Origin of the sequence: Thermococcus sp. GR6, assembly GCF_012027415.1 — an archaeon.
Classification (GTDB): Archaea; Methanobacteriota_B; Thermococci; order Thermococcales; family Thermococcaceae; genus Thermococcus; species Thermococcus onnurineus.
In genome coordinates this window covers 853,226-877,634 of the sequence record NZ_SNUM01000001.1, presented here as the reverse complement: position 1 = coordinate 877,634, position 24,409 = coordinate 853,226, and the positions used below count along the sequence as shown (strand labels likewise).

33 protein-coding genes are annotated in these 24,409 nt (G+C 52.2%); 17 read left to right on the top strand and 16 right to left on the bottom strand.

All coding sequences use genetic code 11. The features are described 5' to 3' along the window. Positions 1–200: 200 nt before the first annotated feature. The 12 genes from E3E32_RS04895 (at position 201) to E3E32_RS04840 (ending at position 6,334) form a co-directional block, all read left to right on the top strand. Positions 201–449: a hypothetical protein gene (locus E3E32_RS04895; protein WP_167730581.1), complete on the top strand. Its 249-nt coding sequence runs from the start codon at positions 201–203 to the stop codon at positions 447–449. Then, positions 446–1,027: a lysine exporter LysO family protein gene (locus E3E32_RS04890; protein WP_167730579.1), complete on the top strand. Its 582-nt coding sequence runs from the start codon at positions 446–448 to the stop codon at positions 1,025–1,027. The genes E3E32_RS04895 and E3E32_RS04890 overlap by 4 nt, the downstream gene beginning before the upstream one ends. 55 nt (positions 1,028–1,082) lie before the next feature. Beyond that, entirely contained in the window at positions 1,083–1,268 is a 186-nt protein-coding gene (locus E3E32_RS04885; RefSeq protein WP_234394333.1) for an HTH domain-containing protein, read from the top strand. Positions 1,269–1,478: 210 nt separating this feature from the next. After that, positions 1,479–1,763, top strand: coding sequence for a 50S ribosomal protein L44e (locus E3E32_RS04880; protein WP_012571193.1), 285 nt, complete (start codon positions 1,479–1,481; stop codon positions 1,761–1,763). 3 nt (positions 1,764–1,766) lie between these two features. Continuing rightward, a complete protein-coding gene (locus E3E32_RS04875) occupies positions 1,767–1,964 on the top strand; it encodes a 30S ribosomal protein S27e (RefSeq protein WP_012571194.1) in 198 nt (65 codons plus the stop codon). A gap of 96 nt (positions 1,965–2,060) precedes the next feature. Further along, entirely contained in the window at positions 2,061–2,888 is an 828-nt protein-coding gene (locus E3E32_RS04870; protein WP_012571195.1) for a translation initiation factor IF-2 subunit alpha, read from the top strand. 11 nt (positions 2,889–2,899) lie between these two features. Beyond that, positions 2,900–3,076, top strand: a complete 177-nt coding sequence (locus tag E3E32_RS04865) for an RNA-protein complex protein Nop10 (RefSeq protein WP_012571196.1) — start codon at positions 2,900–2,902, stop codon at positions 3,074–3,076. A 4-nt stretch (positions 3,077–3,080) separates the two neighbouring features. Further along, complete coding sequence (locus E3E32_RS04860; protein ID WP_167730577.1) at positions 3,081–3,881, top strand: proteasome assembly chaperone family protein; 801 nt, start codon at positions 3,081–3,083, stop codon at positions 3,879–3,881. A 135-nt stretch (positions 3,882–4,016) separates the two neighbouring features. Continuing rightward, positions 4,017–4,631, top strand: a complete 615-nt coding sequence (locus tag E3E32_RS04855) for an energy-coupling factor ABC transporter permease (protein WP_167730575.1) — start codon at positions 4,017–4,019, stop codon at positions 4,629–4,631. After that, entirely contained in the window at positions 4,628–4,876 is a 249-nt protein-coding gene (locus E3E32_RS04850) for a PDGLE domain-containing protein (protein ID WP_167712167.1), read from the top strand. The genes E3E32_RS04855 and E3E32_RS04850 overlap by 4 nt, the downstream gene beginning before the upstream one ends. 1 nt (position 4,877) lies before the next feature. After that, positions 4,878–5,537: a CbiQ family ECF transporter T component gene (locus E3E32_RS04845; RefSeq protein WP_167730573.1), complete on the top strand. Its 660-nt coding sequence runs from the start codon at positions 4,878–4,880 to the stop codon at positions 5,535–5,537. Beyond that, positions 5,534–6,334: an energy-coupling factor ABC transporter ATP-binding protein gene (locus E3E32_RS04840; RefSeq protein ID WP_167730571.1), complete on the top strand. Its 801-nt coding sequence runs from the start codon at positions 5,534–5,536 to the stop codon at positions 6,332–6,334. The genes E3E32_RS04845 and E3E32_RS04840 overlap by 4 nt, the downstream gene beginning before the upstream one ends. Here the strand turns inward: E3E32_RS04840 and glmM are convergent. From glmM to E3E32_RS04780, 12 genes are all read right to left on the bottom strand, one after another. Continuing rightward, positions 6,324–7,691: a phosphoglucosamine mutase gene (gene glmM / locus E3E32_RS04835; RefSeq protein WP_167730569.1), complete on the bottom strand. Its 1,368-nt coding sequence runs from the start codon at positions 7,689–7,691 to the stop codon at positions 6,324–6,326. The two genes, E3E32_RS04840 and glmM, sit on opposite strands and share 11 nt — an antisense overlap. A 13-nt stretch (positions 7,692–7,704) precedes the next feature. Next, entirely contained in the window at positions 7,705–10,086 is a 2,382-nt protein-coding gene (locus tag E3E32_RS04830; RefSeq protein ID WP_167730566.1) for a hypothetical protein, read from the bottom strand. Between the two features lie 4 nt (positions 10,087–10,090). Continuing rightward, a complete protein-coding gene (locus E3E32_RS04825) occupies positions 10,091–10,966 on the bottom strand; it encodes a DMT family transporter (RefSeq protein ID WP_167730564.1) in 876 nt (291 codons plus the stop codon). A gap of 10 nt (positions 10,967–10,976) precedes the next feature. Continuing rightward, complete coding sequence (locus tag E3E32_RS04820) at positions 10,977–11,381, bottom strand: hypothetical protein (protein ID WP_167730562.1); 405 nt, start codon at positions 11,379–11,381, stop codon at positions 10,977–10,979. A 2-nt stretch (positions 11,382–11,383) separates the two neighbouring features. Then, positions 11,384–12,766: a mannose-1-phosphate guanylyltransferase/mannose-6-phosphate isomerase gene (locus tag E3E32_RS04815; RefSeq protein WP_167730560.1), complete on the bottom strand. Its 1,383-nt coding sequence runs from the start codon at positions 12,764–12,766 to the stop codon at positions 11,384–11,386. Positions 12,767–12,841: 75 nt separating this feature from the next. Next, positions 12,842–14,203 carry an ADP-specific glucokinase gene (locus E3E32_RS04810; protein WP_167730995.1) on the bottom strand — a complete coding sequence of 454 codons (1,362 nt, stop codon included), beginning with the start codon at positions 14,201–14,203 and terminating at the stop codon, positions 12,842–12,844. Between the two features lie 88 nt (positions 14,204–14,291). After that, on the bottom strand, positions 14,292–14,861 hold the full coding sequence (pgiA, locus tag E3E32_RS04805; RefSeq protein WP_167730994.1) for a glucose-6-phosphate isomerase: 570 nt from the start codon (positions 14,859–14,861) through the stop codon (positions 14,292–14,294). 65 nt (positions 14,862–14,926) lie between these two features. Further along, positions 14,927–15,523 (bottom strand): site-2 protease family protein, encoded by a 597-nt coding sequence (locus tag E3E32_RS04800; protein ID WP_167730558.1) that lies wholly within the window; start codon positions 15,521–15,523, stop codon positions 14,927–14,929. Then, on the bottom strand, positions 15,520–15,699 hold the full coding sequence (locus E3E32_RS04795) for a KH domain-containing protein (RefSeq protein ID WP_012571207.1): 180 nt from the start codon (positions 15,697–15,699) through the stop codon (positions 15,520–15,522). Before E3E32_RS04795 ends, E3E32_RS04800 begins: the two co-directional genes overlap by 4 nt. 49 nt (positions 15,700–15,748) lie before the next feature. Next, positions 15,749–15,925 carry a zinc ribbon domain-containing protein gene (locus E3E32_RS04790; protein WP_240910591.1) on the bottom strand — a complete coding sequence of 59 codons (177 nt, stop codon included), beginning with the start codon at positions 15,923–15,925 and terminating at the stop codon, positions 15,749–15,751. A gap of 5 nt (positions 15,926–15,930) precedes the next feature. After that, positions 15,931–16,632 (bottom strand): TraB domain-containing protein, encoded by a 702-nt coding sequence (locus tag E3E32_RS04785; protein WP_167730556.1) that lies wholly within the window; start codon positions 16,630–16,632, stop codon positions 15,931–15,933. After that, positions 16,629–17,564, bottom strand: coding sequence for a ribonuclease Z (locus tag E3E32_RS04780; protein WP_167730554.1), 936 nt, complete (start codon positions 17,562–17,564; stop codon positions 16,629–16,631). Before E3E32_RS04780 ends, E3E32_RS04785 begins: the two co-directional genes overlap by 4 nt. Before the next feature lie 84 nt (positions 17,565–17,648). On the opposite strand from E3E32_RS04780, the gene E3E32_RS04775 reads away from it, so the two are divergent. Then, the gene (locus tag E3E32_RS04775; protein ID WP_167730552.1) at positions 17,649–18,608 is read left to right on the top strand and encodes a tetratricopeptide repeat protein; all 960 of its coding nucleotides are present in this window, start codon (positions 17,649–17,651) and stop codon (positions 18,606–18,608) included. 270 nt (positions 18,609–18,878) lie between these two features. Here the strand turns inward: E3E32_RS04775 and E3E32_RS04770 are convergent, their stop codons facing one another. After that, a complete protein-coding gene (locus E3E32_RS04770) occupies positions 18,879–19,766 on the bottom strand; it encodes a cation diffusion facilitator family transporter (protein ID WP_167730550.1) in 888 nt (295 codons plus the stop codon). Between the two features lie 151 nt (positions 19,767–19,917). On the opposite strand from E3E32_RS04770, the gene hypA reads away from it, so the two are divergent. The 4 genes from hypA to E3E32_RS04750 are packed head-to-tail and all read left to right on the top strand — an operon-like array spanning position 19,918 to position 21,765. Then, the gene (gene hypA / locus E3E32_RS04765) at positions 19,918–20,337 is read left to right on the top strand and encodes a hydrogenase nickel incorporation protein HypA (RefSeq protein WP_167730548.1); all 420 of its coding nucleotides are present in this window, start codon (positions 19,918–19,920) and stop codon (positions 20,335–20,337) included. Beyond that, the gene (locus E3E32_RS04760) at positions 20,334–21,080 is read left to right on the top strand and encodes an Mrp/NBP35 family ATP-binding protein (protein ID WP_167730546.1); all 747 of its coding nucleotides are present in this window, start codon (positions 20,334–20,336) and stop codon (positions 21,078–21,080) included. The genes hypA and E3E32_RS04760 overlap by 4 nt, the downstream gene beginning before the upstream one ends. A gap of 25 nt (positions 21,081–21,105) precedes the next feature. Beyond that, positions 21,106–21,582, top strand: a complete 477-nt coding sequence (locus E3E32_RS04755) for a hydrogenase 3 maturation endopeptidase HyCI (RefSeq protein WP_167730544.1) — start codon at positions 21,106–21,108, stop codon at positions 21,580–21,582. After that, positions 21,583–21,765: a hypothetical protein gene (locus tag E3E32_RS04750; protein WP_167730542.1), complete on the top strand. Its 183-nt coding sequence runs from the start codon at positions 21,583–21,585 to the stop codon at positions 21,763–21,765. It abuts the gene before it with no gap. 30 nt (positions 21,766–21,795) lie between these two features. Here E3E32_RS04750 and mobA read toward each other — a convergent pair whose 3' ends face one another. The 3 genes from mobA to E3E32_RS04735 are packed head-to-tail and all read right to left on the bottom strand — an operon-like array spanning position 21,796 to position 24,405. Then, positions 21,796–22,377 carry a molybdenum cofactor guanylyltransferase MobA gene (gene mobA / locus E3E32_RS04745; RefSeq protein ID WP_167730540.1) on the bottom strand — a complete coding sequence of 194 codons (582 nt, stop codon included), beginning with the start codon at positions 22,375–22,377 and terminating at the stop codon, positions 21,796–21,798. Beyond that, complete coding sequence (locus E3E32_RS04740) at positions 22,374–22,814, bottom strand: nucleotidyltransferase (RefSeq protein ID WP_012571223.1); 441 nt, start codon at positions 22,812–22,814, stop codon at positions 22,374–22,376. The genes mobA and E3E32_RS04740 overlap by 4 nt, the downstream gene beginning before the upstream one ends. A 25-nt stretch (positions 22,815–22,839) precedes the next feature. Continuing rightward, entirely contained in the window at positions 22,840–24,405 is a 1,566-nt protein-coding gene (locus E3E32_RS04735; protein ID WP_167730538.1) for a proton-conducting transporter membrane subunit, read from the bottom strand. Positions 24,406–24,409: the final 4 nt, after the last annotated feature.

The following is a 24,409-nucleotide window of genomic DNA, read 5'->3' as shown; positions in this document are numbered from 1 at the left end:
CCTCATAAAAACCTTCACATTCCCTGGCCGGGTTCAAAGGGAAAGGCCTTCGGAAAAGCTGAGGCAACTTTAAAAAGAGTGCATCCAAACTAACCCGGGCGATGACGAATAGCAAGCATACTGAGACGATGCAACATGATGACGTGAACACCCTCCGAGCCCTTCGACACGTTTATTAACCTTCAGAGAGACCTCGTTACATGAACATATTCATTCCCCTGCTTTTCGGGATATTCCTCGGTTACGTCCTGAGGAAAAAGAGCCGGAAAGTCAATGTAGACCTTCCAATGAGCGTCGCGTTGCTTCTCCTCATCTTCTTCATGGGTGTTGAGGCCGGAAAAGTTGAGATAGACGCCTTCTGGCTCCTTGGCTCATCCGTGGCTTTTGCGGCGTTGACGATAGCAGGCAGCGTTGGGATTGCCCTTCTTCTGGGAGGGAGGAAAAGATGAGATTTCTGGCCTACGTTTTGGCCTCACTAACTATCGGAATCCTCATCGGACACTTCTACGCCCCCGACTTCGGAAACCTCTACGAGATAATGCTCTATCTCCTTATATTCATCATAGGGATAGATCTCGGGGAAAGCTTCAGGCCCGACGAGGTTAGAAAGCTCGGAAGGCTCGCCGTTAAGCTCCCCCTTGGAACACTCCTCGGCTCTCTCCTGGGAGGGCTCGTGGCTTCTCTGATTCTCGGCATAGATCTGAGATGGGGTCTGGCAGTTTCAGCGGGCTGTGGGTGGTACAGCCTAACAGGCCCGCTCATAGCTCAGTATTCGGCCGTCTACGGAACCCTCGGCTTTCTTGCCAACCTGACGAGGGAGATATTCACGGTTCTCCTCTATCCCGTTGCAATCAAAAGAATTCCCAAGGAGTTAGCGGTCTCAATGGGCGGGGCAACGACCATGGACACCACCCTGCCGATAATGACCAAGTTCGGCGGGAGTGAAGTCGCTCTAATAGCCTTTGTCCACGGATTCATCCTCACTGCTCTCGTTCCATTTGTGGTTCCATTCATCCTTCAGCTTTAACCAATAAGCTTTTAAGTTCAAACGTTTTAGGTTCTTTTGACAAACCTCGAGGGTGATGAGAATGAGCGAGGTTGAGCTCGTGTTCAAGGTTTTGAAAGAGGCCGGAAAGCCACTTAAGAGCAAGGAGATAGCCGAGCTGGCCGGCATCGACAAGAAAGAAGTCGATAAGGCGATAAAGATTCTGAAAAAAGAAGGCAAGATAATCTCGCCGAAGCGCTGCTACTACGCGCCGGCCGAGTGAGTCAGCCAGGTATTTTTCTTCCAATTTCTCCAGCGGGGTCTTTCTTTCGATTTCCTTCACTCCGCTCTGAGAGTCCACTGGAATTCGCCCCAGTCGATAGCAAAAACATTTTTAAAGCCTCACGATTAGCGAGGGTTGCAGGATAATCCCTCACGGCTCGGGGGTGTCCGAGGAGAAGGAACCCACCGGGCCCTCTGTGGAGGTGAGAGAATGAAGTATCCAAAGCAGATAAGGACTTACTGTCCGTTTTGTAAGAAGCACACCATCCACAAAGTCGAGAAGGTCAAGAAGAGGCCAAGGAGCGAGCTCAGCCAGGGTCAGAGAAGGTTCAGGAGGATCATGAAGGGTTACCGCGGTTTCCCGAGGCCGAACCCAGCTGGAAGGGAAAAGCCAGTCAAGAAGCTCGACCTCAGGTTCAGGTGCACCGTCTGCGGTAAGGCCCACACGAGGGGACAGGGCTTCCGCGTTAAGAAGTTCGAGCTCGTGGAGGTGTGACGCATGGCGCTCCCGAAGAACCTCATCCCGATGCCGAGGAGCAGGTTCCTCCGCGTCAAGTGCATCGACTGCGGCAACGAGCAGATAGTCTTCAGCAACCCGGCCACCACCGTCAGGTGCCTCGTCTGCGGTGCAACGCTCGTCGAGCCTACCGGCGGTAAGGGCGTTATCAAGGCCAAGATACTCGAGGTTCTCGAGTGAACACCTTTCTTTCTCTTCCCTTTCGGCCTTCTGCTAAACTTTAAAAACCTCCTTTTCGTAAATTACTCAGGCAAAGAAAATTTTGAGGTGGTTAGAATGCCGAGGAAAGCCAAGGAGTATCCTGAAGAGGGAGAGTTTGTTATCGCGACCGTCAAGAGCATCCATCCTTACGGTGCGTTTCTCAAGCTTGACGAGTACCCCGGTAAAGAGGGCTTCATGCATATAAGCGAGGTCGCCTCGACATGGGTCAAGAACATTAGGGACTATGTGAAAGAGGGTCAGAAAGTAGTCGCCAAGGTCATACGCGTTGACCCGAATAAGGGGCACATAGACCTGAGCCTCAAGAGGGTGAACCAGCAGCAGAGGAAAGCCAAACTCCAGGAGTACAAGCGTGCCCAGAAGGCCGAGAACCTCCTCAAGATGGCCGCAGAAAAGCTCGGGAAGGACTTTGAGATGGCCTGGCAAGAGGTCTGGGTTCCCCTCGAGGAGGAGTACGGCGAAGTTTACGCCGCCTTTGAGGACGCTGCCCAGAACGGCATAGAGGTTCTTAAGGGCATCATACCCGAGGAATGGCTCGAGCCGCTCAACGAGATAGTCCAGAACTACGTCGAGGTTCCCACGGTAACCATCGATGCCGAGTTCGAGATAACCGTGCCGAAGCCCAACGGCATAGAGATAATCAAGGAGGCGCTCATAAGGGCCCGTGACAGGGTCAACGAAGATAAGGACATCGAAGTCAAGTTCACCTACCAGGGAGCTCCAAGATACAGGATAGACATAACTGCACCCGACTATTACAAGGCCGAAGAGGTTCTCGAGGACATCGCTGAGGAGATACTTCGCGTTATCAAGCAGGCGGGAGGAGAGGCAACCCTCCTGAGGAAGGAGAAGCGCATCAAGAAGATAAAGAGGAGAGGCGCCTGAAGGGGATTGACATGAGGTTCCGCATAAGGAAATGTCCCAGCTGCGGGCGCTACACCCTCAAAGAGACCTGTCCAGTCTGCGGAACCAAGACAAAGATAGCCCACCCGCCGCGCTTCTCGCCAGAGGATCCCTACGGGGAGTACAGGCGCAGACTGAAGCGCGAACAGCTGGGCATTGTGAAGAGGTGAGACCATGAAAGAAACCATGATTTATGTCTACGAGAGGCCCCAGCTGAGGGACCCTGTGTTCATCGAGGGTCTCCCTGGGATAGGCCTGGTTGGAAAGCTTGCCGCAGAACACCTGATTCAGGAGCTTGAGGCCGTCAAGTTCGCCGAGCTCTACTCGCCGCATTTCATGCACCAGGTGCTCATCAAGAAGAACTCCGTAGTTGAGTTGATGAAAAACGAGTTCTACTACTGGAAGAACCCCGACGAGAACGGAAGAGACCTGATAATTATCACGGGCGATCAGCAGGTTCCGCCGACGGACAGCCCCGGTCACTTCGAGGTCGTTGGCAAGATGCTCGACTTCGTGAGCGAATTTGGCACGAGGGAGATCATCACGATGGGCGGCTACCAGGTGCCGGAGCTCCAGGGAGAGCCGAAGGTTTTAGCGGCAGTAACCCACGAGGAGCTTGTTGAGTACTATAAAGCCAAGCTGGAAGGCTGTCAGGTCGAAGTTGTCTGGAGGGAGGACGAGGGAGGCGCAATAGTTGGTGCCGCCGGACTGCTCCTCGGCATGGGGAAGCTCAGGAGCATGTACGGAATAAGCCTGCTCGGCGAAAGCCTCGGCTACATCGTTGACGCAAAGGCAGCCAAATCGGTCCTCAGCGCGGTAACTAAGATACTCGGCATCGAGCTCGACATGACGGCCCTCGACGAGCGCGCCAAGGAAACCGAGGAGATACTCCGCAAGGTTCAGGAGATGCAGAGAGCGATGCTCGAACAGACCATGCCTCCAACACCGGAGGAAGAGGACAGGGGTTACCTCTGACCCTTTCCTTTCTCATTGCTAAGCTCCGGTGCCTCCAACTTATGGTTAATAATACTGAGTTAAAGAAACACTTTTATGTGGTGCTACCTTTTTTGATTTTGATAACACAACAAGACCAAGAGGGAGGGAGATAAATTGCACATACCCGACGGCCTTTTGAGCACGCCTGTTATAGTATTGACATACGCAGTAACTATAGCAGGACTTCTATACTCAATCAAAAAGCTCAGGGACTTCCCGGAAGACAAAATACCTCTCCTCGGCCTTTTTGCGGCTGGAATCTTCGCGGCCCAGATGGTCAACTTCCCGATAATCGGGGGAGTCAGTGGACATCTGCTCGGAGCGACGCTCGTTGCCATACTGCTCGGCCCGTACGCGGCGGTAGTAGTCATGACTGCGGTGCTGCTCATTCAGACATTGCTCTTCGGTGACGGTGGAATAACGGCCATTGGGGCGAACATCCTCAACATGGGACTTATCGGGGCGTTCGTTGGCTATACCATCTACACCAAGCTGAAGAACATCAATGAGGTTTTCGCCATGGGCTTTGCCGCGTGGCTTTCAGTGCTCCTGGGGGCAACGATGACTGCTATCGAGATAGGCTTCAGTCAGAGCCTGCCCTTCGCCAAGATTCTCACTCTGATGATAAGCTATCATGCTATAATCGGCATCGGTGAGGCCATACTCACTATACTCATCGTCCAGGCCGTTAGGATGAAGCTTCCCGAGATAGAGGGGGTGACCGCATGAGGACTATAGTGAAGGGGCTCATCGCCATAGCCGTTATACTGGCCATAGTCCTTCCGCTGGCCTCGAGCAATCCCGATGGTTTAGAGGCCACCATGGAAAAGGTCGGCCTCGAAGAGAATCCCATCTATCACGCCCCCCTCGATTATGGCGAAAGCTGGGCTCAGAGCTTCGCCATGGGGCTCCTCGGAATAACCTTGACCTTCGTGGTTGGCTACGGCTTAGCAAAGCTCGCCAAGGGTGCCTGAAGTGTACCTGCCGTTCATTTTTATTTACGCGATTGGCGTCGTTACCCGAAAAAGCCTGAGTGAGTTAGCTTATTTTGCCCTCCTGTTCTTTGCTGTAGTCATTATGATGAGGCCTAAGAAGAGGATTTTCCTCAACCTCGGATTCCTCCTCGGGTTTGAGGGGCTGCTCTTCATCCTTGCCCTCTTCAATCCTGGAAGACCAATTCTCGATACTCCCATAGGACCGATAACTCACGAGGGGCTTTATTCATTCTTCCTGCTCCTCGGGAAGGCCTTTCTATCCGCGGGGACCGCCGTAGTTATAACCAGCTCGGTCGGCTTTTCAAGGATACTCGCAGAGATGGAGACCCTGAAGTTCCCGAGGGTACTCATCCTGACGCTCGCGTTCACGTACCGCTACCTCGACCTCTTTGCAGAGGAGGCTGAGAGGATGAAGCGGGCCCTCGATTCCAGGGCCTTTGGAATCGGGAGAAAGGAATACTACCGGAAACTTGGAGCACTCATAGGCGAGATTTTTGTGAGGGCATACCTTAGAAACGGGAGAATTTATAAGGCAATGCTCTCAAGGGGCTTTGGCGAGTTCCCAAGGCTCGAAGAACCACGCCCAAACCTCTCAATCGGACTGCTGATGCTCCTTGCCATTGGGGGTCTGCTGATATGATAGAGCTGAGAAACGTTCACTTCTCGTACGTAGGAAGAGAGGTTCTGAGGGGTGTGAACCTCACCATCAAAGGAGGAGAAATTTTCGGGATTCTCGGACCCAATGGGGCTGGAAAGAGCACGCTTGTTCTTCATCTCAACGGCATACTGAAGCCGAAGAAGGGGGAGGTGATTATAGACGGCCTCGATCCCGCTAAGAACCCCAAGGAGGTTCGAAGGAAGGTTGGCATCGTCTTTCAGGACCCAAATGATCAGCTGTTCTCGCCGACTGTTTTCGAGGACGTTGCCTTCGGTCCCTACAACCTCGGTCTCCGCGGGGAGAAGCTGAGGGAGAGAGTCCTGTGGGCACTGAGACAGGTCGGTATGGAGGACTACGCCAGCAGGGAAACAAAGGAGCTCAGCTTCGGCGAAAAGAAGAGGATAGCAATAGCCACGATCCTTGCGATGGAACCCGAAATCATCGTCTTTGACGAGCCCTTCGCCAACCTTGATTTCAGAGGGAAACGGCTCCTCGGAGAGCTGATAAGGAGAATGAAGGAGGAAGGGAAGACGGTAATCTTGGCCTCCCACGAGGCAGAATATCTGGCCCTCTGCGACAGGATAGCCCTGATGGACAGTGGGAAAATAATAACCGTTGGAACACCCGAGGAGATACTCGGTAATCCCAGGCTCCTTAGAGAGCACAACCTTGAGGTCCCATCCATCGCGGAGCTGTTCCTGAGCTTGGGGCTGAAGGTTCCAAGGAACGTTGAAGAGGCAAGAAAAATACTCGAAGAATGCAGAAGAACTACTCCATAGCCTTCTCCAAAAGCTCCAGGCCAAGGTCGAGGTATTCCCTTGCCTTTTCTTCGCTCTTCGCCTCGCTGAAAACCCTTATTATCGGCTCCGTTCCGCTGGCCCTGACCAATACCCAGCCGTCGTCGAAGAGTATCTTGGTTCCGTCAGTTGTATCGATGGTGTAACCTCCCTCCCTGGCCAACTCAGCCACTTTAGCGACTATCGCCTTCCTGTCTCCTTCGATGTGCCTTTTCGTCTTGAACTGGTAGTACCTGGGGAGTTCATCTATAAGCTCGCTGAACTTCTTACCGCTTTTCGCGAATATCTCCACGATTTTTGCCGCTGTCATGGCCCCATCCCTGCCGAGGACAAAGTCTGGAAAGATTACGCCGCCGTTCTCCTCGCCACCTATGGTTCCGTCGTGCTCCAACAAAGCCCTCGCCACTATAAGGTCGCCGACCTTCGTGCGCATTACCTTGGCGTTGTTCCTCTTGGCTATGTCATCAAGCAGGTAGGAGGTAGCGACGGTTGTGACAAGCAGCCCGCCGCCGTTTTCTCTGAGAACAGCGTCAGCAACCAGCGCAAAGGTCTTATCGCCCTGAACAAAGTTGCCGTTCTCGTCGATGAAAACGGCTCTGTCGGCATCCCCGTCCTGAGCCACTCCAAAGTCCGCCCCGAGAGCCTTGACAACATTCATAAAGTCCTTAAGGTTTTCCTCGTTGGGCTCAGGATTTCTCGCAGGGAAGTGGCCGTCTGGATGGGCGTTTACGCTGACGACCTTACAGCCTAGTTCCCTGAGCAGGTAGGGTAAAGTGAGCGAGCCGGCACCGTTGGATGTATCGACGACTACGAATGGCCTCCTCTTCCTTATTGCCTCAACGTCCACCCTCGATTTTATGGCGTCGAGATAGGGCCTTATTATGTCCTCCTTCCTGACCTCTCCGATTTCGTCCCACTTAGCTCTGTCGAAGTCCTCGTTGAAGAACAGCTCCTCAACTACCGTCTCCCTCTCCTTCTTCAAGCCCATGCCGTTGGGCTCGAGGAGCTTTATGCCGTTGTATTCAGGTGGGTTGTGGCTTGCAGTTATTGCCGCTCCGCCGTCGGCCTTGAAGTACCTGCAGGCAAACTGTATGGCGGGAGTTGGAGCGACTCCAACATCGATAACGTCACATCCAACGCTGAGGAGACCGCTTATTAAAGCCTCCTCGAGCATCTCACCGCTAACGCGGGTGTCCCTACCAACAACTACCAGCGGCTTCTCCCTTCCTTCCCTCTTCAGCATCGTTCCGAAGGCCATGCCCATCTTAAGCGCGAACTCTGGGGTTATCTTCTCGTTGGCTATCCCCCTGACGCCGAAGGTTCCAAACATCTTTCCCATGTCTTTCACCTCCTCAATCAATCCTCATTCCAACGACCTTAAGCGACTTAACCTCTTCAGACTCCAAAGCCTTAACCATCTCCTCGAAAACTGTGTAGCAGGAGTTTATAGATCCTAAGTTGGGGCAGGGCGCGGTTCCTTTTCCATCCTTTGAGAGGAGTCTCAGGGTCTTATCGATGGGGAAGGAGACTATGTAGAAAGTTGGGTCATCGTCATCTAGCAGTTCCGTCCTCATGACTGCCCCCTCAAGACTCTTCAGCAACCCGGGGAGAATCATGACACCTATGATAGTCGATATGGCCCCTGGATGTCCCGCACCGCTAAGCGTCCAGAAGTCCACTGAGACTTTCCTAGGCTCAAGCCCGAGGGCCTTCAGTGCATCCCTTACCCTAAGGACTACCTTGTGGAGCGGACTGTACGGGAAGTAGAGGAACGAGAAAGGTACCATACCCACCAGGAAGCAGTTGTTCTCCGTTTCCCTGCCGCACGCAAAGCCTGTCACTATCTTTCTGACCTTGGGGTCGTAACCGCTTACAGAGAACTGGAGCGGCCCAACGCTCTTGACCGTCAGCCCCTGCCGATATCTCTTCATCCTGAACTCCTCGCAGTCGAAGGGATTCGAGAGGTCATAGATTCCCCTCGCCCTCCCTACCCACCTGTTGTGGGCGATAACGTAGTGAATAACTGGGTTTGACTGGATTGAACCCAAAGCAACGACCGCTATCTTGAGCTTTTTCTCATGGGGAGAATTTTTCTGGGCATAGAGTCCCAGGATTTTCTCCAGGGCACGAACCGAGATTATGGGAACCAGCAGTGGCAGGGGGTACTCGACCGCTCCCTCGGGAAGTTCCTCGTTGTATCCAAGGATGTGAAGGACCACGTGGGGATCCTCGTTATCTCTCTCGCAGAAGTCAGGATGACAAACCGAATAGAAAAGCGCCTCGGGAAGGCCGGACTCCCTTAGGTCGTTTATGAAGTCAACGATAATCCCGACGAGCTCCTCCTTGTGGTTCACGGCTTCCCGTATAGCATCTGTGCTCACTTCAAACCTGACGTCAACCTTAAGCTTTTCCACGCCGAGTGACTGTCGGACTTCTTCGAGAACGTGTGCAAGTATTGTCGGGGAGTACCCAACCTGTCCGGAACCGAACACCTCCTTAAAAATACCCTCGAGGTCAACGTTCTCTTCTTTAACTTCGATGGCGAGTTTTAGGGCGTAGGGAAACGTTCCCAGAATTGGAACCGGAGATCCGGAGACACTCGTAAGGCCCTTCTTAGCGGCTTCTTCCGGCAGGAGAAGGGGAGGGATTAGGTTCATTATCCCGCCGAATGAATCGTAGCTTTCCACTATAACCAGCCTTCCATCGTCACTTTTCCCCACGCCATATATCTCGCTGTCGGGGTATGGAACCTTTCCGGCGAGACCAACGCCCGCTATCATAGCCGCCACTCGGTCGGTTGAAAGGCTCCGGAAGTAAGTGTTCTTTGGGATTTCCTTGGGCTTGAATTTCTTCAAAACGTTTTCTATTGCCGATATTAGGGAAAAGCTCCTCGGTATATCTCCATACTCGAATCCGGTCAGGAATATCACGATGTCGTAGTCGTCAAGGAGGTGCTTACCCAAAGACTCCACTCCCAGCTCATATGACTTCATGAAAAACGCCGCGAAAAGGCCCAAAGGTAGCCAGAGAACCAGCGTCAAAGGCACGTACCACCAATCCACACTCCCCACGGAGCCACCAAGCTGGGTTATAGAAGAGAACGCAATTCCCATTGATACGAGAAGGGTTATTATAAGACCCGAAACGATAAACGTCTCGTTGCTGAGCCTTCTCACCTTTCTGAGGCTCTGGGAGAGATTTACAACGTGCTCCATTTCCTCTGGCCTTTCTCTTGGTAGAATGAGATGGGTCTCTGAAACTTCAACGAAGAGCCTGTACATAAAGTAGATGAAAAACGCAAAGAGGTTGACTTCAACAATCACAAGGATGTAGGAGTAAAAGAGCAGCAGCGTCCCATCGTCTAGTAACCTTACTGTCATCGCAGAGAGTACGAGAAGGAGACCCCCAATAGTGAGCGCCTTTATGAAGTTTCTGAAATCAATAAACACATTAAGGAGTTTTAGAACAGATTTTCCGGTTCTCTCCAGGAGGCGGGCGTACACCCAACCGTAAACCCCTGAGGCCATGAGGATAAGGGGAATAAGTGAAATCAAAATCAGGGATGCCCAGTAGGGGGTGGGAAGGATAGAGAGTATGCTCCCGGTCACCTCAAGAGGGGAAGGTTCCACGGCAAGAATTGCAAGGATTATGCCGAGTATTCCAATGAGCACGTTTCTGAAGGTATCGTCGATCAGGGTAAAAAGTTCAAAGCTCTTTTCAAACTCTCCCTCCATCCTATCACCCCGCCGAAACCACAAGGGCGTTAGCTATGACAACACCTATCACGGCGGCCACCTTATAAGGTGTGATGTTCTCACTGGCCGATTTGATAATTGCCCCAAGGAGAACTATGATTGCAGGATAAGAAAGAACCACGACTGTGACCTCTGTTGCACCACCGATGCCAAGTGCTGCGAAGCGCATTACATGGGCTAGAGACAAGGAAAATCCCGCAAAAACAACCGCCCTCCAGAGAGAAAATCCCGAGAATGTTCTCCACGGAAAGCCCCTAAGAAAAAGCATGGCAACGAGTGCTGTACCCTGCCCTATAAGTACCCCTGTTATGGGAAACGTCATTTCCTCAGCGAGCGATAGATAACGTAGCATAACCGCGGTAAGGGCCGCTATAGACCCAGCTCCCATTCCGAGAAGCACTGCCGTTGTGGAGCCTACAAATGACTTGGTGGATTCCACATGAAGCAGGAGCATTGAGAGGGCCGCTATAACTGCACCCAAGGCAAGCTTGGGACTGATAATCTCATGTATAAGCAAGAGAGCCAGAAAAGCCGTCAGTATCGGCTCGGAGGCTGAGGAGGCTGTGGAAGCAACCGAGGCTCCTCCAAGCTCGACAGCCTTGAAGTACGCTATCCTGGAGAGGAAAAACTGAAGCAGACCGACGATCAAGTAAAGCAACGCCTGGTCATGCGTTATCGCGTAGTGCTTTGAGGAGAGCTCATGGACGGAAAAGGGCACCAGAACTATCAGTCCCCAGAACATGGCTTCGATTAGAGTGTCCCAGAAATCCCTACCCCTGGCAAACTCAATTCTCATCAGTATGTTCCCCACCGCGAGGAGGAGGGCCGAAAGAAAAGAAAAAACGAACCAGGTTTCCACGTTCGACACCTCATGTTAGTGCATTTGCAAACTGGATTATCATGGACACGAAAATGTAGAGTGCGTAAACGAAAATTCCTGCCTGTACGAGTGCAATCGCAGCTTTCAGGAGTTTCTTACCCTCAGACAGCAAAGGAACCGGAAGGCCCATCACAACGGCGACGAAGAGGTACATCACCGCGTTCCGTATGGCAGAATAATCTATCGGAACTGGAATCTCAGGGTAGTTGACTGTAACCTCCTGTCCCTGGACGGTGAATGTTATTTCGGCGTTTTGAAGACCAACTACGAGGATGTAAGACATTATCAGGATGAAGAGCATCGTGGGAAGCAAGCTGAGGGAAAATGATGAGACAGTACTGCTAAGCTTTTCCCATCCATCGCCGCAACTTTTGGCTTTTTCCTTCTCGGTCAAAATCACTCCCTCCCAAAGTCGTCATCAAAGCGGACTATATCATCTTCACCAAGGTATTCTCCTATCTGCGTTTCAATGACCTCAAGGACGACCTTTCCGGGGTTCTCAAGCCTGTGAACTACGCCCGCGGGAATGAAAGTGCTCTCCCCCGGTCTGAGGAGTATCTCCTCACCGTCAATGAAAACCTTGGCCGTTCCCCTCACCACGACCCAGTGCTCGCTCCTGTGATAGTGCATCTGCAGGGAAAGCTTTTTGCCGGGCAGAACTGTCAGACGCTTTATCTTGTAGCGCTCGCCCTCCTCGAGGATGGTGTAGCTTCCCCAGGGGCGATAAGCGGTTCTATGAACAAAGACCCTCTCATCACCCTTCTCCTTGAGCCTTTTGTAAACCTCCTTGACTTTCTGACTATCACCGCGATGGGCGACGAGGAGGGCATCGCCAGTGTCAATGATTATCAAATCCTCGACACCAACTGTAGCGGTCAAACGCTCCGTCATTATGAGGTTGTTCCTCGAATCGATGCCGACGTGATAGCCCTTCTTTCCCCGTATCTTCACAGCGTTGCCGTTTTCGTCTTTCTCGAGAACCTCGTAGATAGCGTCGAAGCTGCCGAGATCATTCCAGTAGACGTTGAGAGGGACGACGGCGGCTTTATCAGTTTTCTCCATTATCCCGTAGTCAACGGAGATATCCTGAACCCGTTCGTAGGCTTCCCGGATAGTCGCAGCCTCTTCAAAAGCAGAGTAGATTTCGGGAGCTAGCCTCTTCACTTCATCAATGAAGAGCTCAGTATCGAACATAAACATGCCGCTGTTCCAGTAATAGCCTTCCTCAACGTAGCGTTTGGCAGTCTCCAAATCCGGCTTCTCCTTGAACTCCACAACGCGGTAGCCACCTTCAAGCCTTTCCCCCGGCTTTATGTAGCCATAGCCGGTGTGCGGCCTCGTTGGTTTTATCCCAAAGGTTACGAGGTAATCATGAGCAAGCCTCTCGGCACTCTTGAAGGCTTTCTCGTAGTTCTTATCCGCTTCTATCAGGTGATCCGACGGGAGGACCGCCACAATAGAGTCTCTGAAGATTTCTTCGATTCTCATTATTCCCCAGTAAATGGCGGGGAGGGTGTTCTTTCCCACGGGCTCAAGGAGGAGATTCTCTTCTGGGAGCTCCAGGCCGAGTTCTCTTAAATCGTCAAGGACACGAAACTTGTACTTCTTATTAGTCACGATGAATATTTCGTTTGGTTTTGAGAACATCAACGCCCTCTGAACCGTTTTCTGAAAGAGGGAATAGTCATCAAACATCCTCATGAACTGCTTTGGCATCAGCTCCCTGCTCAGAGGCCAAAGGCGAGTCCCCTTACCACCGGCAAGAATCAGGGTCTTCATTGAGCATCACCCTAGTTTAGCTCTGAATTCCTTTAGCATTCAAAGTTTTTAACTTTAAGGGGAAAGAAGGAAAACTCAGCGAAGGGCGAATTCCCCGATGAAGGCGGAACTGGAAATCGTGTCACCAATGCCAACTGTGCTCTTGGGCTTGGTGACTATCTTGGTTGGGACAAATGCGAGCTGATAGTCGTCCACTTTAGCAATGCAATCCTTCATGCCATACTCCCTAACGAGAGCTCCCTTGACAGCTTTGGCCTTCTCGTTAACTGGAACGTCTATGGCCTCACCCACGTCGTCTATGTCTCTAACGTCACCAAGTTTAGCCTTGGCTGCGGCGGCTAGGGCCGCAAAGAGTAGGGCATCGCGCACGTGGGCCCCATCGTAGGCAGTTAAAGCCAAGTAATAGCCGTAAGTGTGGAAGTGTATCCTCTCAACGCCGGTCTTCTCCGCCAGCTTGAGCATGGCCTCCGTAACAGCTATCGGGTCAACAGGGTCGCTTGCAAGAAGCTTCTCCGCTATGGCTTTCTCGCCAAGAACCCCCATTATCGAGGCTAGCTCGACCTCATTCAGGCCAACGCTCGTGAACTTGCCCAGAATCTCGACGAGCCTCCTTCTGACGGTCTCGTCTGGCGTGAAGGCGAACTCCAGGTGAACGGGAATTCTTCTCTCTCCAAGCACCTCAAGGTGCCTCTCAAGCTCTTCAAAGGGCTCTTTGTAGTTCTCCTTTGTCAAAGCTTGGAGTCCGCTTATTATCGCCAGCTCGGCCTTTCCAGCTATCTCTTCGAAAGCTTCCCTAAACTCAGGCCTTATGTAGACGTTTGGATTGTAGTCATCAGCGGATCCTATGAAGCGATTCTCCCTCGGGGCCTCGAAGTCGAAAACCCTGAATCCGCGCGGGAACTCATAGATGTAGTGGATAAGGTTCTCCTCGTCGCCGGCGAACTCCCTGGGGTGGAGGAGCTTGAGCTTTCCATCCTCGAGCTTCGGCACGTAAATCGGCCCGTCCTTGAACAGGTTTGCCTGGAGCTTTGATATCTGCGGAACGTGCGCTATAACTGGAACGCCGTAAACACCGCCGAGGAGGTTAGCCATTATTCCGACCTGGCCGCCCATCCTGAGCTCGTCCCAGCCCCAGTTCTTCATGTAGAGCCTGACCGTGCAGCTCTCGACGAAGAGCTCGGCGGCCTTTCCCCTCCGAATGCTCCAGAGGATTCCACCGAGAAGGTGATGAATCTTCGTTATCCTTCCAGGAAGCTCCTCAGAAAAGCGAAAAACCTCTTCCTTTCCAACCTTCCCTACCCTCCCCTCAAGATCTTTCGAATCGAGGTACTTTATCGCGTCGATGTTGGTATTGTACGCAAGAAGAACGCCGCCGACTTTTCCGATTTTATCCTTGATGTGCTGAAAAGCCGATGAGTAGAGATCGTCCCACATCATATGTATCACCAGAAGTGATGTAACTCCTGAAAGTTAATAAGGGTTGCGGTGGATGTTAAAAATCAATGGATGAAAATTGGGAGGAGGCTCAGGCCTTCCACTTCGGGTTGTCGATGACCTTGACTTCCCCGTCCTCATCAATCACAAGCTTTGAGAAGCCCTTCTCCTTTATTGAGCCGTAGTCATGGCCGGCATCGGCCGGATATATCGCCAGGAATATAAATGGCTCATCCCCGGTGTTGACTGTTCTGTGGGCCCAGTATGGTGGGACGTAGACGACTGTTCCCGGCTCCATTGGGACCCACTTGGCATTTCCTTCAGGCGTCTGGAGGAGCATTCCTCCCTTACCTTTGATGGCGTAGTATATCTCCGCCCTGTCGGCCTTAGCATGGTAGTGACCCTTCGTAAAGAAGAATTCCTTTCCAACCTTGCCCGGATAGAGAACTGTGGTCGCGAAGTTGAGATCACCGTCCTTCTCCTCCTGTTCGATTGCATAGACCTCATAAACAACTGGATCCTCATTGAGAAGCTCGTTGTATGCCTCTTCATCGATGAAGTATCCCTTGAGGTTACTGAGCCTTCTCACAAGCTTCTTGGCGCCGGGGATAACGCCGGTTTCAAGGTCAATCTTAACACCAATCGGAGCTTTGTACTCCATTTTGATCACCACTCTAAAGTCGTTCCAGGCCTATTTAATCTTTCGCTTCTATATCACTGTGGGTGTTATATAAAGGCCCTAAGCAGATAGGCCACACCTATGGCTATCGCCCAGTATCCGGTGTTCCAGCGGAGCACCTTCCAGCCATCGAGCGGAGGAACCGGAAGGAGATTGAAGAAGGCCAGCCAGAGGTTCACGCTCGCGGTTGTCCTGAGAACCCACCACAGCGTTGTGAGCGGCGTAACCGCCCTCATCATGACTATGGCCACTATGCCTACCACTATGTTCATCAGCGGGCCGACGAGGCTTATCTTCCCATGTGCCTCCTTATCCTCCCAGTACTGATAAGGCGCGTAGATATAAACCGCCCCCAGGGCTGCGAATATCCACACTCCCCCCGTTAAGAGCTTCGTGATTATACCAATGAGAAGGGCCATCACTATTCCAGTGTCCCACCGCTTATAGTAGGCAACGTAGCCGTAGCGCCTGGCCATGCTTCTATGAGCGAGTTCGTGGAATATAAAGGCCGTCAGAACCGCCACTACGACGTAGGGGATGTTATAGGGGTCAAAGTTGGAAAATAGCAAGACAAGGACAAGGAAAGAGATGGCTAGGTCTTCCAGCTCCCTTCGGTGGAAACGCTCCCCAAGGGAGAGATTCATTTACTTTTCACCTCAATCTTCTTGCCGATAACGAGCTCGGCGGCTTTCACTGCAGCACCGCCGCTACCAACGGCTATCCTCACCTGATCCTCTGGAACATAGACAACTATCTTGTCGTCGAGCTCCTCTATCTCCAAGATCTTAACGTTGAGCATTTTCTCCAGCCTGTCCTTCATGGTGAATCCCCAAGAATGCTCAGCGGTTCCAAATATAAAAGTAACGAAATCAGTCGAAGTCCCAGATGGTTCTTCCCTTGTAGAACATCATCACATAGCCGCAGTTCTTGCAGATGACTATCTTGACCTTATGGGCAGTAAAGCCCCACTTGCTGTCGAGCTTTCCTTTCTCAACTTTGAAATCTGTCCCTCCGCAGAGGGGACATTTAAGGTGCCTGTGTTCCATGTCGATCACCAGTAGTAGTTCCAACTTGAAGATATAAATGCTTTTTCCTTTGCAGAGTTTAGCAGGTGTTCAATGCCAGGTTTGTGGCCAAGGCCAACTACCGCCACAACCTTCGGCTTCTTAACGCCTTGAGCCTTCAGGGAGTTGACGATTGAGATTAGGTTTCTCGCCATGACCTCGTTGCGCTCTTCCACAAGAACTCGGTAGAGATAGGGGTAACGCAACCTGAACTGTATCATCATAACTTTGTAGTCTGCCATAACATCGGGAGAGCTCCCAGAGACCCCAACAGGCAAAAAGACGCTCAAAGCCTCAAGCGCCATCAGGAGCTTCTCGCGCGATGGGGCCGCGGCTATCTTCGCTAAGATGACGTTGATGTCCTCGTCGATGAGGTATAACGGGACGCCGAGGGTTTGGGCAGCACTTATAGCCGCCTTCATTTCCTCTCCCGGCTTCATGCCGAACTCTTCCCCAAGCCTCTCCTCGACCTTAGCCAGAACGTAGTTTATAAGCCCTCTCTTTCCATAGCGGAGGGATTCCTCCAGCGTTAGCTCTCTGTTCTGCTTCATAGCCAGGAAACGTGCCCTGTCGAGCTCTATCGCAACTGCATGAGGTTTCTCAGAGAGGATGGTACTTATTACCTCTTCTCTACTCTTTGGGGAGACATGCATGGTCCCGATAAGCTTGACGTAGCGCAGGTAGCTCATTGCCAATCCTCCAGAAGGTTTCTCATCTCCCAGCGTCCGGATTTGAAAGTCAGAACGTCGAAGTCCTTAGGGATTACAAAGGGGACATCGCACAATTCTCTCGCCTTTGCCACGTATTCGTCATAAGTATAACGGAACGCTCTGTGGAACAACGCCAAAAGTTTAACCTTGGCCTTTTTGGCTATCTCACAGGCCTCCTCAACGGTGGTGTGGTAACTGTCCCCTCTATCCTCCGGCCTCAGATAGGTCGCCTCGTGGATGAGCAGGTCAGCGTTCTCGGCGAAGAGCCTCGTCCTCTCGCACGGCTCGGTATCGCCGGTGTAAACTACCTTAACACCTTTCCTCCTCGGTCCGGTCACGTCCTCCAGGCGGATTATTCGACCGTTCCACTCGATTTGACCCTGCTTCTCAAGCTTCCCCAGAATCGGCCCCTCGCTCAGGCCGTATTCTGCGAGCTTCTCAGGGAGGAACTTCCCACGCTTATCCTTTTCCTTGAAGACATAGCCCAGAGCAGGAATTCCATGCTCAACTTTGAAGCTCCAGATTTCGTAATCGCCAAACTTGAGCCTTACCTCACCTATCTCATGGACGTGTATATCAAAGCCTGGCCTGAAGAAGCCGCTGTTGAGAAAATTCTGGATGAACTGGAAGGTGTACTTCGGCCCGTAGATATGGAGGGGCTTTTCCCTGTCCCAGAGATTCATAGTCTGTATCAGTGCAGCCAGGCCGAGGTAGTGGTCGCCGTGGAAGTGCGTGATGAATATCTTCTCGACTTTCATGGGGCTGAGCTTGGCAGTGCTCATCTGCCTCATCGTGCCTTCTCCAACATCGAAGAGGATAATCTCACCTTTGTAGCGGAGCGCTATGGCCGGGACGTTCCTCTCGTGGTTAGGCATTATACCGCCGGTGCCGAGGAATATCACTTCAAGCATGGTTTCATCTCCGCAGGAGGGGTTAAAAAGTTAGGCCAAAGGTTAAATAGTTCGGGGCGGCAACTGAATATGAGGTGTACCGTGATGGAGGAAATTCTGAAAGCAATTGGGGAGAAAGACTGCAAAAAAGTGGCGAACCTCCTCTACTACAAGGTGGACGGGCTGAGCGATGAGGATCTCACGGAGGTCCTCGAAAAAGCTGAAAAGCTCGCCCTTGAGTGTAAGGATCCCAAACTCTACAAGCTCATCGTTTACTACTTCCACGAGCTGCTTGGTGTGGATAAGATAAGCGAATTCGAAAAGATGGCCGGGGAGGAAGACACCTTCGAAGCCAAGTTCCAGCTTGCTGACCTCTACTACCTCCTTGGCGAGCTTGAGAAGAGCCTCGACCTCTACAGGGCTCTCCTGGAGGAAGAGACCGAGAAGGGCAATAAGGAGAACATAGCGAAGATCTACTACAACATGGCTCTCATCCACGAGGAGCTTCAGGAGTACGAGAAGGCCGTTGAACTCATGGAGAAGGCCGAGGAGATTTACAGAGAGCTCGGAAATGAGGAGGAGATTCTCCACATAGCGGTCTACAAGGCATACGTAACCTTCGAGATGGGTGAGCCTTACAGGGCCAAGGCCATGCTCGCGGAAGTCATTCCAAAAGCTATGGGCAACGACAAACTCCTGGCTGAGATACACCTCTCCTATGAGGAGATATTCGAGGACGACGAGAACTATGATGCCGCCCTGCAGGAGTGCCTCTATGCCCTGTTGAGGGCTAGGGGTACAGAGTACTATGACGTGGCATTCGACGCGCTCATTGACGTCATCTGGCAGCTGATGCTCGAGGACGACTTCGAGACAGTTTATCTCCACATGGACATGTTTGCCAACGCCCTGCCGGAGCTCAAGGAGTTCTTCGAAGGTGTTAAGGCCATAGCCCTCTACAAGGATGGTAAAATTGACTTGGAAGAGGCCAGAAAAGTCATCGAGAAAGTCAAAGACAGAAGGCTGCTTGACTTACTTGAATTCCTCGGAGAGGCCGAGATGTGAAAGGGAAACGACCACTGGGATTCCCCTTATTTCTTCCACCTCAACTTTTACGCCGAGGTGCTCAGAGGCTCCACTCCCTCTGGAAGCCGTCAATCCATTGACGTTCCTTTTCCTCTGCGTCTACTAAGGTGGTGCGGGTTCGATTTGTTACATAATCCCTGGACTGAACGGTTTCCTCGGTTAGTCCATCCTCGGAATAACAACCTTTGCATACCTTCTCAAGAAGAGAAAGGAAATTGCCCAAGCACAGCCCGAAGGCAAGGAAAGCGCTTAACTCTTGCATACCACATCGTCGTCATCACAGCGGTTCACCTCGAGTTGCACTGTGACATGGGTTATTCCATACTTCTCCAGAATCTTCTCGACCTCATCAATGATGCGCTGGGCCTCGCTTAGGGACATGTCATTCACAGCAACGTGGCACTCAAAGTGGGTTTCATTTTCTCCAATGCGCCATGCGTGGAAGTGGTGAGCGTTTTTAACGCCGGGAATTGACTCGATTTCCGCCTTTATTGCATCGAAGTCGAGCTCGGGCGATGCCTCCATGAGAACCTCAACGCTTTCTTTCAGTATATCGTAGCCCTCGCGGAGGATGTAAAGGGAAATGAACACGGTGACAAGGGGGTCTATCCAGACGAGGTCATAGTATCTTATAGCCAGACCACCTGCCACTACGGCCACAGAAGACAGCGTGTCGCTCATGAGGTGAAGGTAAGCGGAGCGGACGTTGATGCTCTCGTGGGCATGCTTATGGAGGAGGAGAACGGAGAGAAGGTTAGCCAGAAGTCCAATAACCGCCACTACAAGCATGAGCCCTGTGTCTATTGGATTGGGATTCCTGAAGCGCTTATAGGCCTCCACGAGCAGGAAGAGGGCAACGCCGACGAGGACGGCAGAGTTGACAAAGGCGACGAGTATCTCGGCCCTCTTATAGCCGAAGGTGTACTTTTCGTTCTTTTCACGCTCACCGATTCTTATCGCTATGTAGCTCGCCAGAAGGCTCATAGTGTCGCTGAAGTTGTGGAGCGAGTCGCTCAGGAGGGCCAAGCTACCGGAGAGAATTCCACCTATGACCTCAGCTATCGTAATGACAAAGTTCAGGATTATGGAGAAGACCATACGGGATTTCATGGCCCCGTGGGAGTGTTTGTGTTCCATTTCTCTCCCTGAGAGGGGTCTGATTGGAGACTTAAAAGCCTTTTGAGGTCAGAATTGGGAAGTTTTAATCCCAGATAGGGGAAGACATAAACATAGGGTTAAAAACTCAACCCTTTTTAAGGATAGCACTGAAAAAGTTGGTGGTGATACAATGCACGAATGGGCTCTGGCTGATGGAATAGTTAGAACCGCCCTCGACTACGCTCAAAGAGAAGGTGCAAAAAAGCTTCTGGCAATTCAAGTAGTCCTCGGAGAGCTCCAGGACGTTAACGCCGAGATAGTCGAGTTTGCCATGAAGGAGCTTCTCAAGGGCACCATCGGGGAGGGTGCGGAGATAGAGTTCATCGAGGAGGAGGCAGTTTTCAAGTGCCGCGACTGCGGTCACGAGTGGAAGCTCAAGGAAGTGAAGGGAAGCTTCGATGAGCGCATCAAAGAGGACATCCACTTCATCCCTGAGGTAGTTCATGCCTTCTTGGCCTGCCCGAAGTGTAGCAGCAGGGACTTCGAAGTCGTACAGGGCAGGGGAGTTTACATAAGCGGGATAAAAATCGAGAAGGAGGGGGAGACATGATAGCCATCGATCCCCGCGTCAAGGGCATAGAGGCTCGCTTTGAAAATGTGAAGCGCATCATTCCCGTCGTCAGTGGCAAGGGCGGCGTTGGAAAGTCGCTGGTTTCAACAACGCTCGCCCTCGTCCTGGCGGAGAAGGGCTATAAGGTCGGTCTCCTTGACCTCGACTTCCACGGCGCGAGCGACCACGTAATCCTTGGATTCGAGCCGGAGGACTTCCCAGAGGAGGATAAAGGCGTCGTCCCGCCGACGGTTCACGGAATAAAGTTCATGAGCATTGTCTACTACTCGGAAGATAAACCAACACCCATGAGGGGTATGGAGATAAGCGATGCGCTCATTGAGCTCCTCACCATAACGCGCTGGGACGAGCTGGACTACCTCATCATTGACATGCCGCCCGGCCTCGGCGACCAGTTCCTAGATGTCCTTCGCTTCCTTAAGAGGGGCGAGTTCCTGGTTGTGGCAACACCCTCAAAGCTTTCCCTCAACATCGTCAGGAAGCTTCTTACCCTCCTGAAGGAGAGGGACTACAAGATTCTCGGTATCGTCGAGAACATGAAACTCCATTCGGAGCAACGAAACAACGAGAAGGGCATAGAGGCTCTTGCAGAGGAGTTCGGCGTGCCCTACCTGGCTGGTATCCCGCTCTACGACGACCTCGAGGAGAAGATAGGAAAGCCCGAGGAGCTCCTCAGGACGGAGTTTGCAGAGAAGATAAGGGAAGTTGCGGGGAAGCTCTGATCCTTCTTTATTTTGGGGTGGAACTATGGAGCTTGAAGAACTCTTTCAGAACGCTAAACGTATCGTTATCTGCGGCATAGGGAACGAAATCAGGGGAGATGACGCCTTTGGTGTCTTTGTGGCGGAGATACTGGCGGAGCTCGTCAAAAGCCCGAACGTCTTAGTCATCAACTGCGGTGAAGTGCCCGAGAGCTACACCGGAAAGATAGTGAATTTCAAGCCTGATCTGGTTATCTTCGTTGATGCCGTTGACTTCGGCGGGGAGCACGGAGAGCTCGTAGTCGCCGATCCCGAGGGAACACTCGGTGAGGCGGTTTCGACCCACAGTCTGCCCCTTAAATTCTTAGTCCAGTATCTCAAAACGAAGGTAAACGCAAAGTTCGTCCTCCTAGGCTGCCAGCCACGCTCACTCGGCCTTTTCGAGGAGCCGAGCGAGGTGATAAGAGAGAGGGCTGAGATGCTGGCACAGGCAATTGCAGATTCGCTTAACGGGGACGAATGAATGGACTGGAACCTCCTGTGGCTTATTGCAGGTGTCCTCTCACTCTTAGCCTTCTTTCTGGATCTCAGGACAGAGGAGAACCGATACGAGACCTTGAAAGACCTGTTTCTTGGCATCGGTTCCTCGCATGGTACTGGGGAGGGTTCATTGTCGGACTGGTGTTCGTTGCAGCTGCAGGGATAATCTACCTGCCCGAGGCAAAGAAGTGGTGGATTAGAAGGAGGTATAGGTAAGCTTCCGTAAATCCTCCTTCCTGTTCACGTTGAAGAAGCTCTCGCGCCACCTCTCTGGGAGCTCCTCTATCGGCAGGTAGCAGGTGTCGACTCTTTCTATGGCTTTCTTTATCATGTATTCTCCGCTCTTAATCTGTTCCTCAAGGATTTTTCTGAATCTCTCAGAGTAAGCTGCGTGGAGGGGTTCTATGTATCCATTACTCCAGCGCGGAACGCAGACCGCTTTCCCACTTTTCCAGAATTCATGAATTATGTGATCAACGAATTCTGAGACTATCAGGGGCATGTCGCCAGCCACCACGAAGGCATCACCGAGGCTCAATGCAGTGTAGATGCCGCCTATGGGACCGACCATCAGCTCGTCAACGATGACCTCGTAGCCGAACTTTTTCAGACGTTCTGCATTCTCGGGAGAAGCCACAAGGACGATCCCATCTATTTCTTTGGTGGCTTCAAGGGCTTCGACGGCGTAAAGAACAAGCGGCTTCCCGTCTATCCTGAAGAGCAGCTTATTGCCGCCGAAGCGTCTGCCCCTTCCCCCGGCCAAAACTGCTCCTATCATTGCTCCTCCCTTTTCTCCTCATCAACTGGGATGTACTCGATGGTGCTTATGTACTTCACGTACTCTATAGTCTTCTTCGGATTTAGCATCTCTCTTAGCAGGTTCTGGAAGTAGTTGTCCCTGTCGTAGGCAATCTCGTGGGCCTTGGCAACGTCGAGGAAGGACGAGTGGAAGTTCTCCGCCTCTTCCCTCGTGTAGAGCTCAAAGGCTATAAAGTGGCCGTATTCCTCCTCAACGGGCTCCTTGATGTTTTCTATAAAGTCCGCCACCCGGTTGATCTTGACCGGGTCGTAGGGTTCATCGATTATAACCAGCACATCAATCTCATCAAGCCCTCCCTTCAGGTGTGCCCCATAGAAGACCACGGAGAGCAAATTGTCGCCGTAGAATTCCCTTATCCGCTGAAGAAGACTCTGCTTTGCCGCCTCAATGCTCATTCCAACACCTCCAAAAATTGAAAGGTTAGAGGAGTTTTAATCTTGACGCATACTCCAGGGCGGTCTGGATGTAAAGCCTGTAGTCCATCGTCTGGGCCGCGGCAGGTTCGATGTAGTGCTGGAGTATCACCGGCGCGGCGAGGCCTATCACAACAACCGCAGCCGCCAGCAGGAGCACCACGAATGCCATGCTCCTAGATTCTCCTACTGCCACTTCTCTGGACGGCTTGCCGAGCCATACCCTGTAGAGGACGCGCATGTAGGCAACGAGCGCAGTGACTGAGCTGACAACTATGACCATTGCCAGGGCGAGGCTCCTCTCCATCAGCGCATCGAAGAGCAGTAACTTGCTGAAGAAGACGTTGAGCGGTGGGATCCCCACGAGGCTCAGCGTTGCTATGGCCAGGCCGAAGGTGGCAACGGGCATCTGCCTGCCAAGGCCGGCCAAATCGCCGATGTCCCTGGAGCCAGCGGCGTGGATGAACATCCCAGCGGCGAGGAAGAGGAGGGCCTTAGCGATAGCATGGTTAATGATATGGAAAAGTGCCGCCTGAAGTCCAAGCTGGGTCCCGAGGCCAACGGCCATGAACAGGTAACCCATGTGCATTATCGTGGAGTAAGCAATGAGCTTCTTGACGTCGCACTGGGCGTTCATCATAAGGGCACCGAAGAGTGCTGAGATTGCACCGAGGGCAATGAGCACCGTTCCAAGGGTACTAACTACTTTCGCCAAGCCCGGCGTAAGTTCGCCGCCGTAGACGGTGTAGAGGAATCTGATGAGTGCGTAAATTCCGACGTTGACGACTAATCCAGAGAGTACGGCGGAGATTGGGCTTGGTGCTGCTGGGTGTGCTTCTGGGAGCCAGAAGTGGTTCGGGACTATTGCGGCCTTTATGAGAAACGCCCAGGTGGCCAAGGCCAAGGCAACACCCGAGGCAACCGCGATATCCCCAACTGGAGCACCAGTTAGAGGGAAGTCCATTCCGTGAACCTTTGCCGTCAAATCGGCAAGATTAACCGTGCCGAAGGCGCCGTAGAGTATTCCAAGCGCGAGGAAGTACATGGTGGTTCCTATGGCGCCTATGAATGCGTACTTAAGGGCAGCGTGCACGGCATCCCTCCTTCCCCTGTAGAACGCCACGAGGGCATACGCTGCGATGCTGGTGACTTCTATCATGACGAAGAGGTTGAAGGCGTCGCCTGTGAGGAGAACGCCGAGTAAACCTGCCTCAAGGCCGAGGTAGAGCGTGTAGTACCACTCTAAGCCCTCCTCGTGCTCCAGATAGCGGTAACTGTAGATTGCAATCAGAAACATCAGAGCAGCTGTAACCAGGGCTATGAGAGCGCCAGTCCTGTCAACCTCGTAGATTATGCCTATTGGAGCCACCCACTTACCAAAGGTGTAAATCAGGGGCTTATCCGAGGAGTAGGCCAGCTGGAAGAGCTTAAAGGCACTGATTAAAGTTAATCCCGTTCCCAGGAGGGCATACGCCTGGATTATCTTCCTGTTGCCCTTGATAATAATCGACGTGAGGGGAAGGCCAAAGGCAAACAGTACTGGAATGATTGGGGTCAGTCCGACCACATCCATGCCT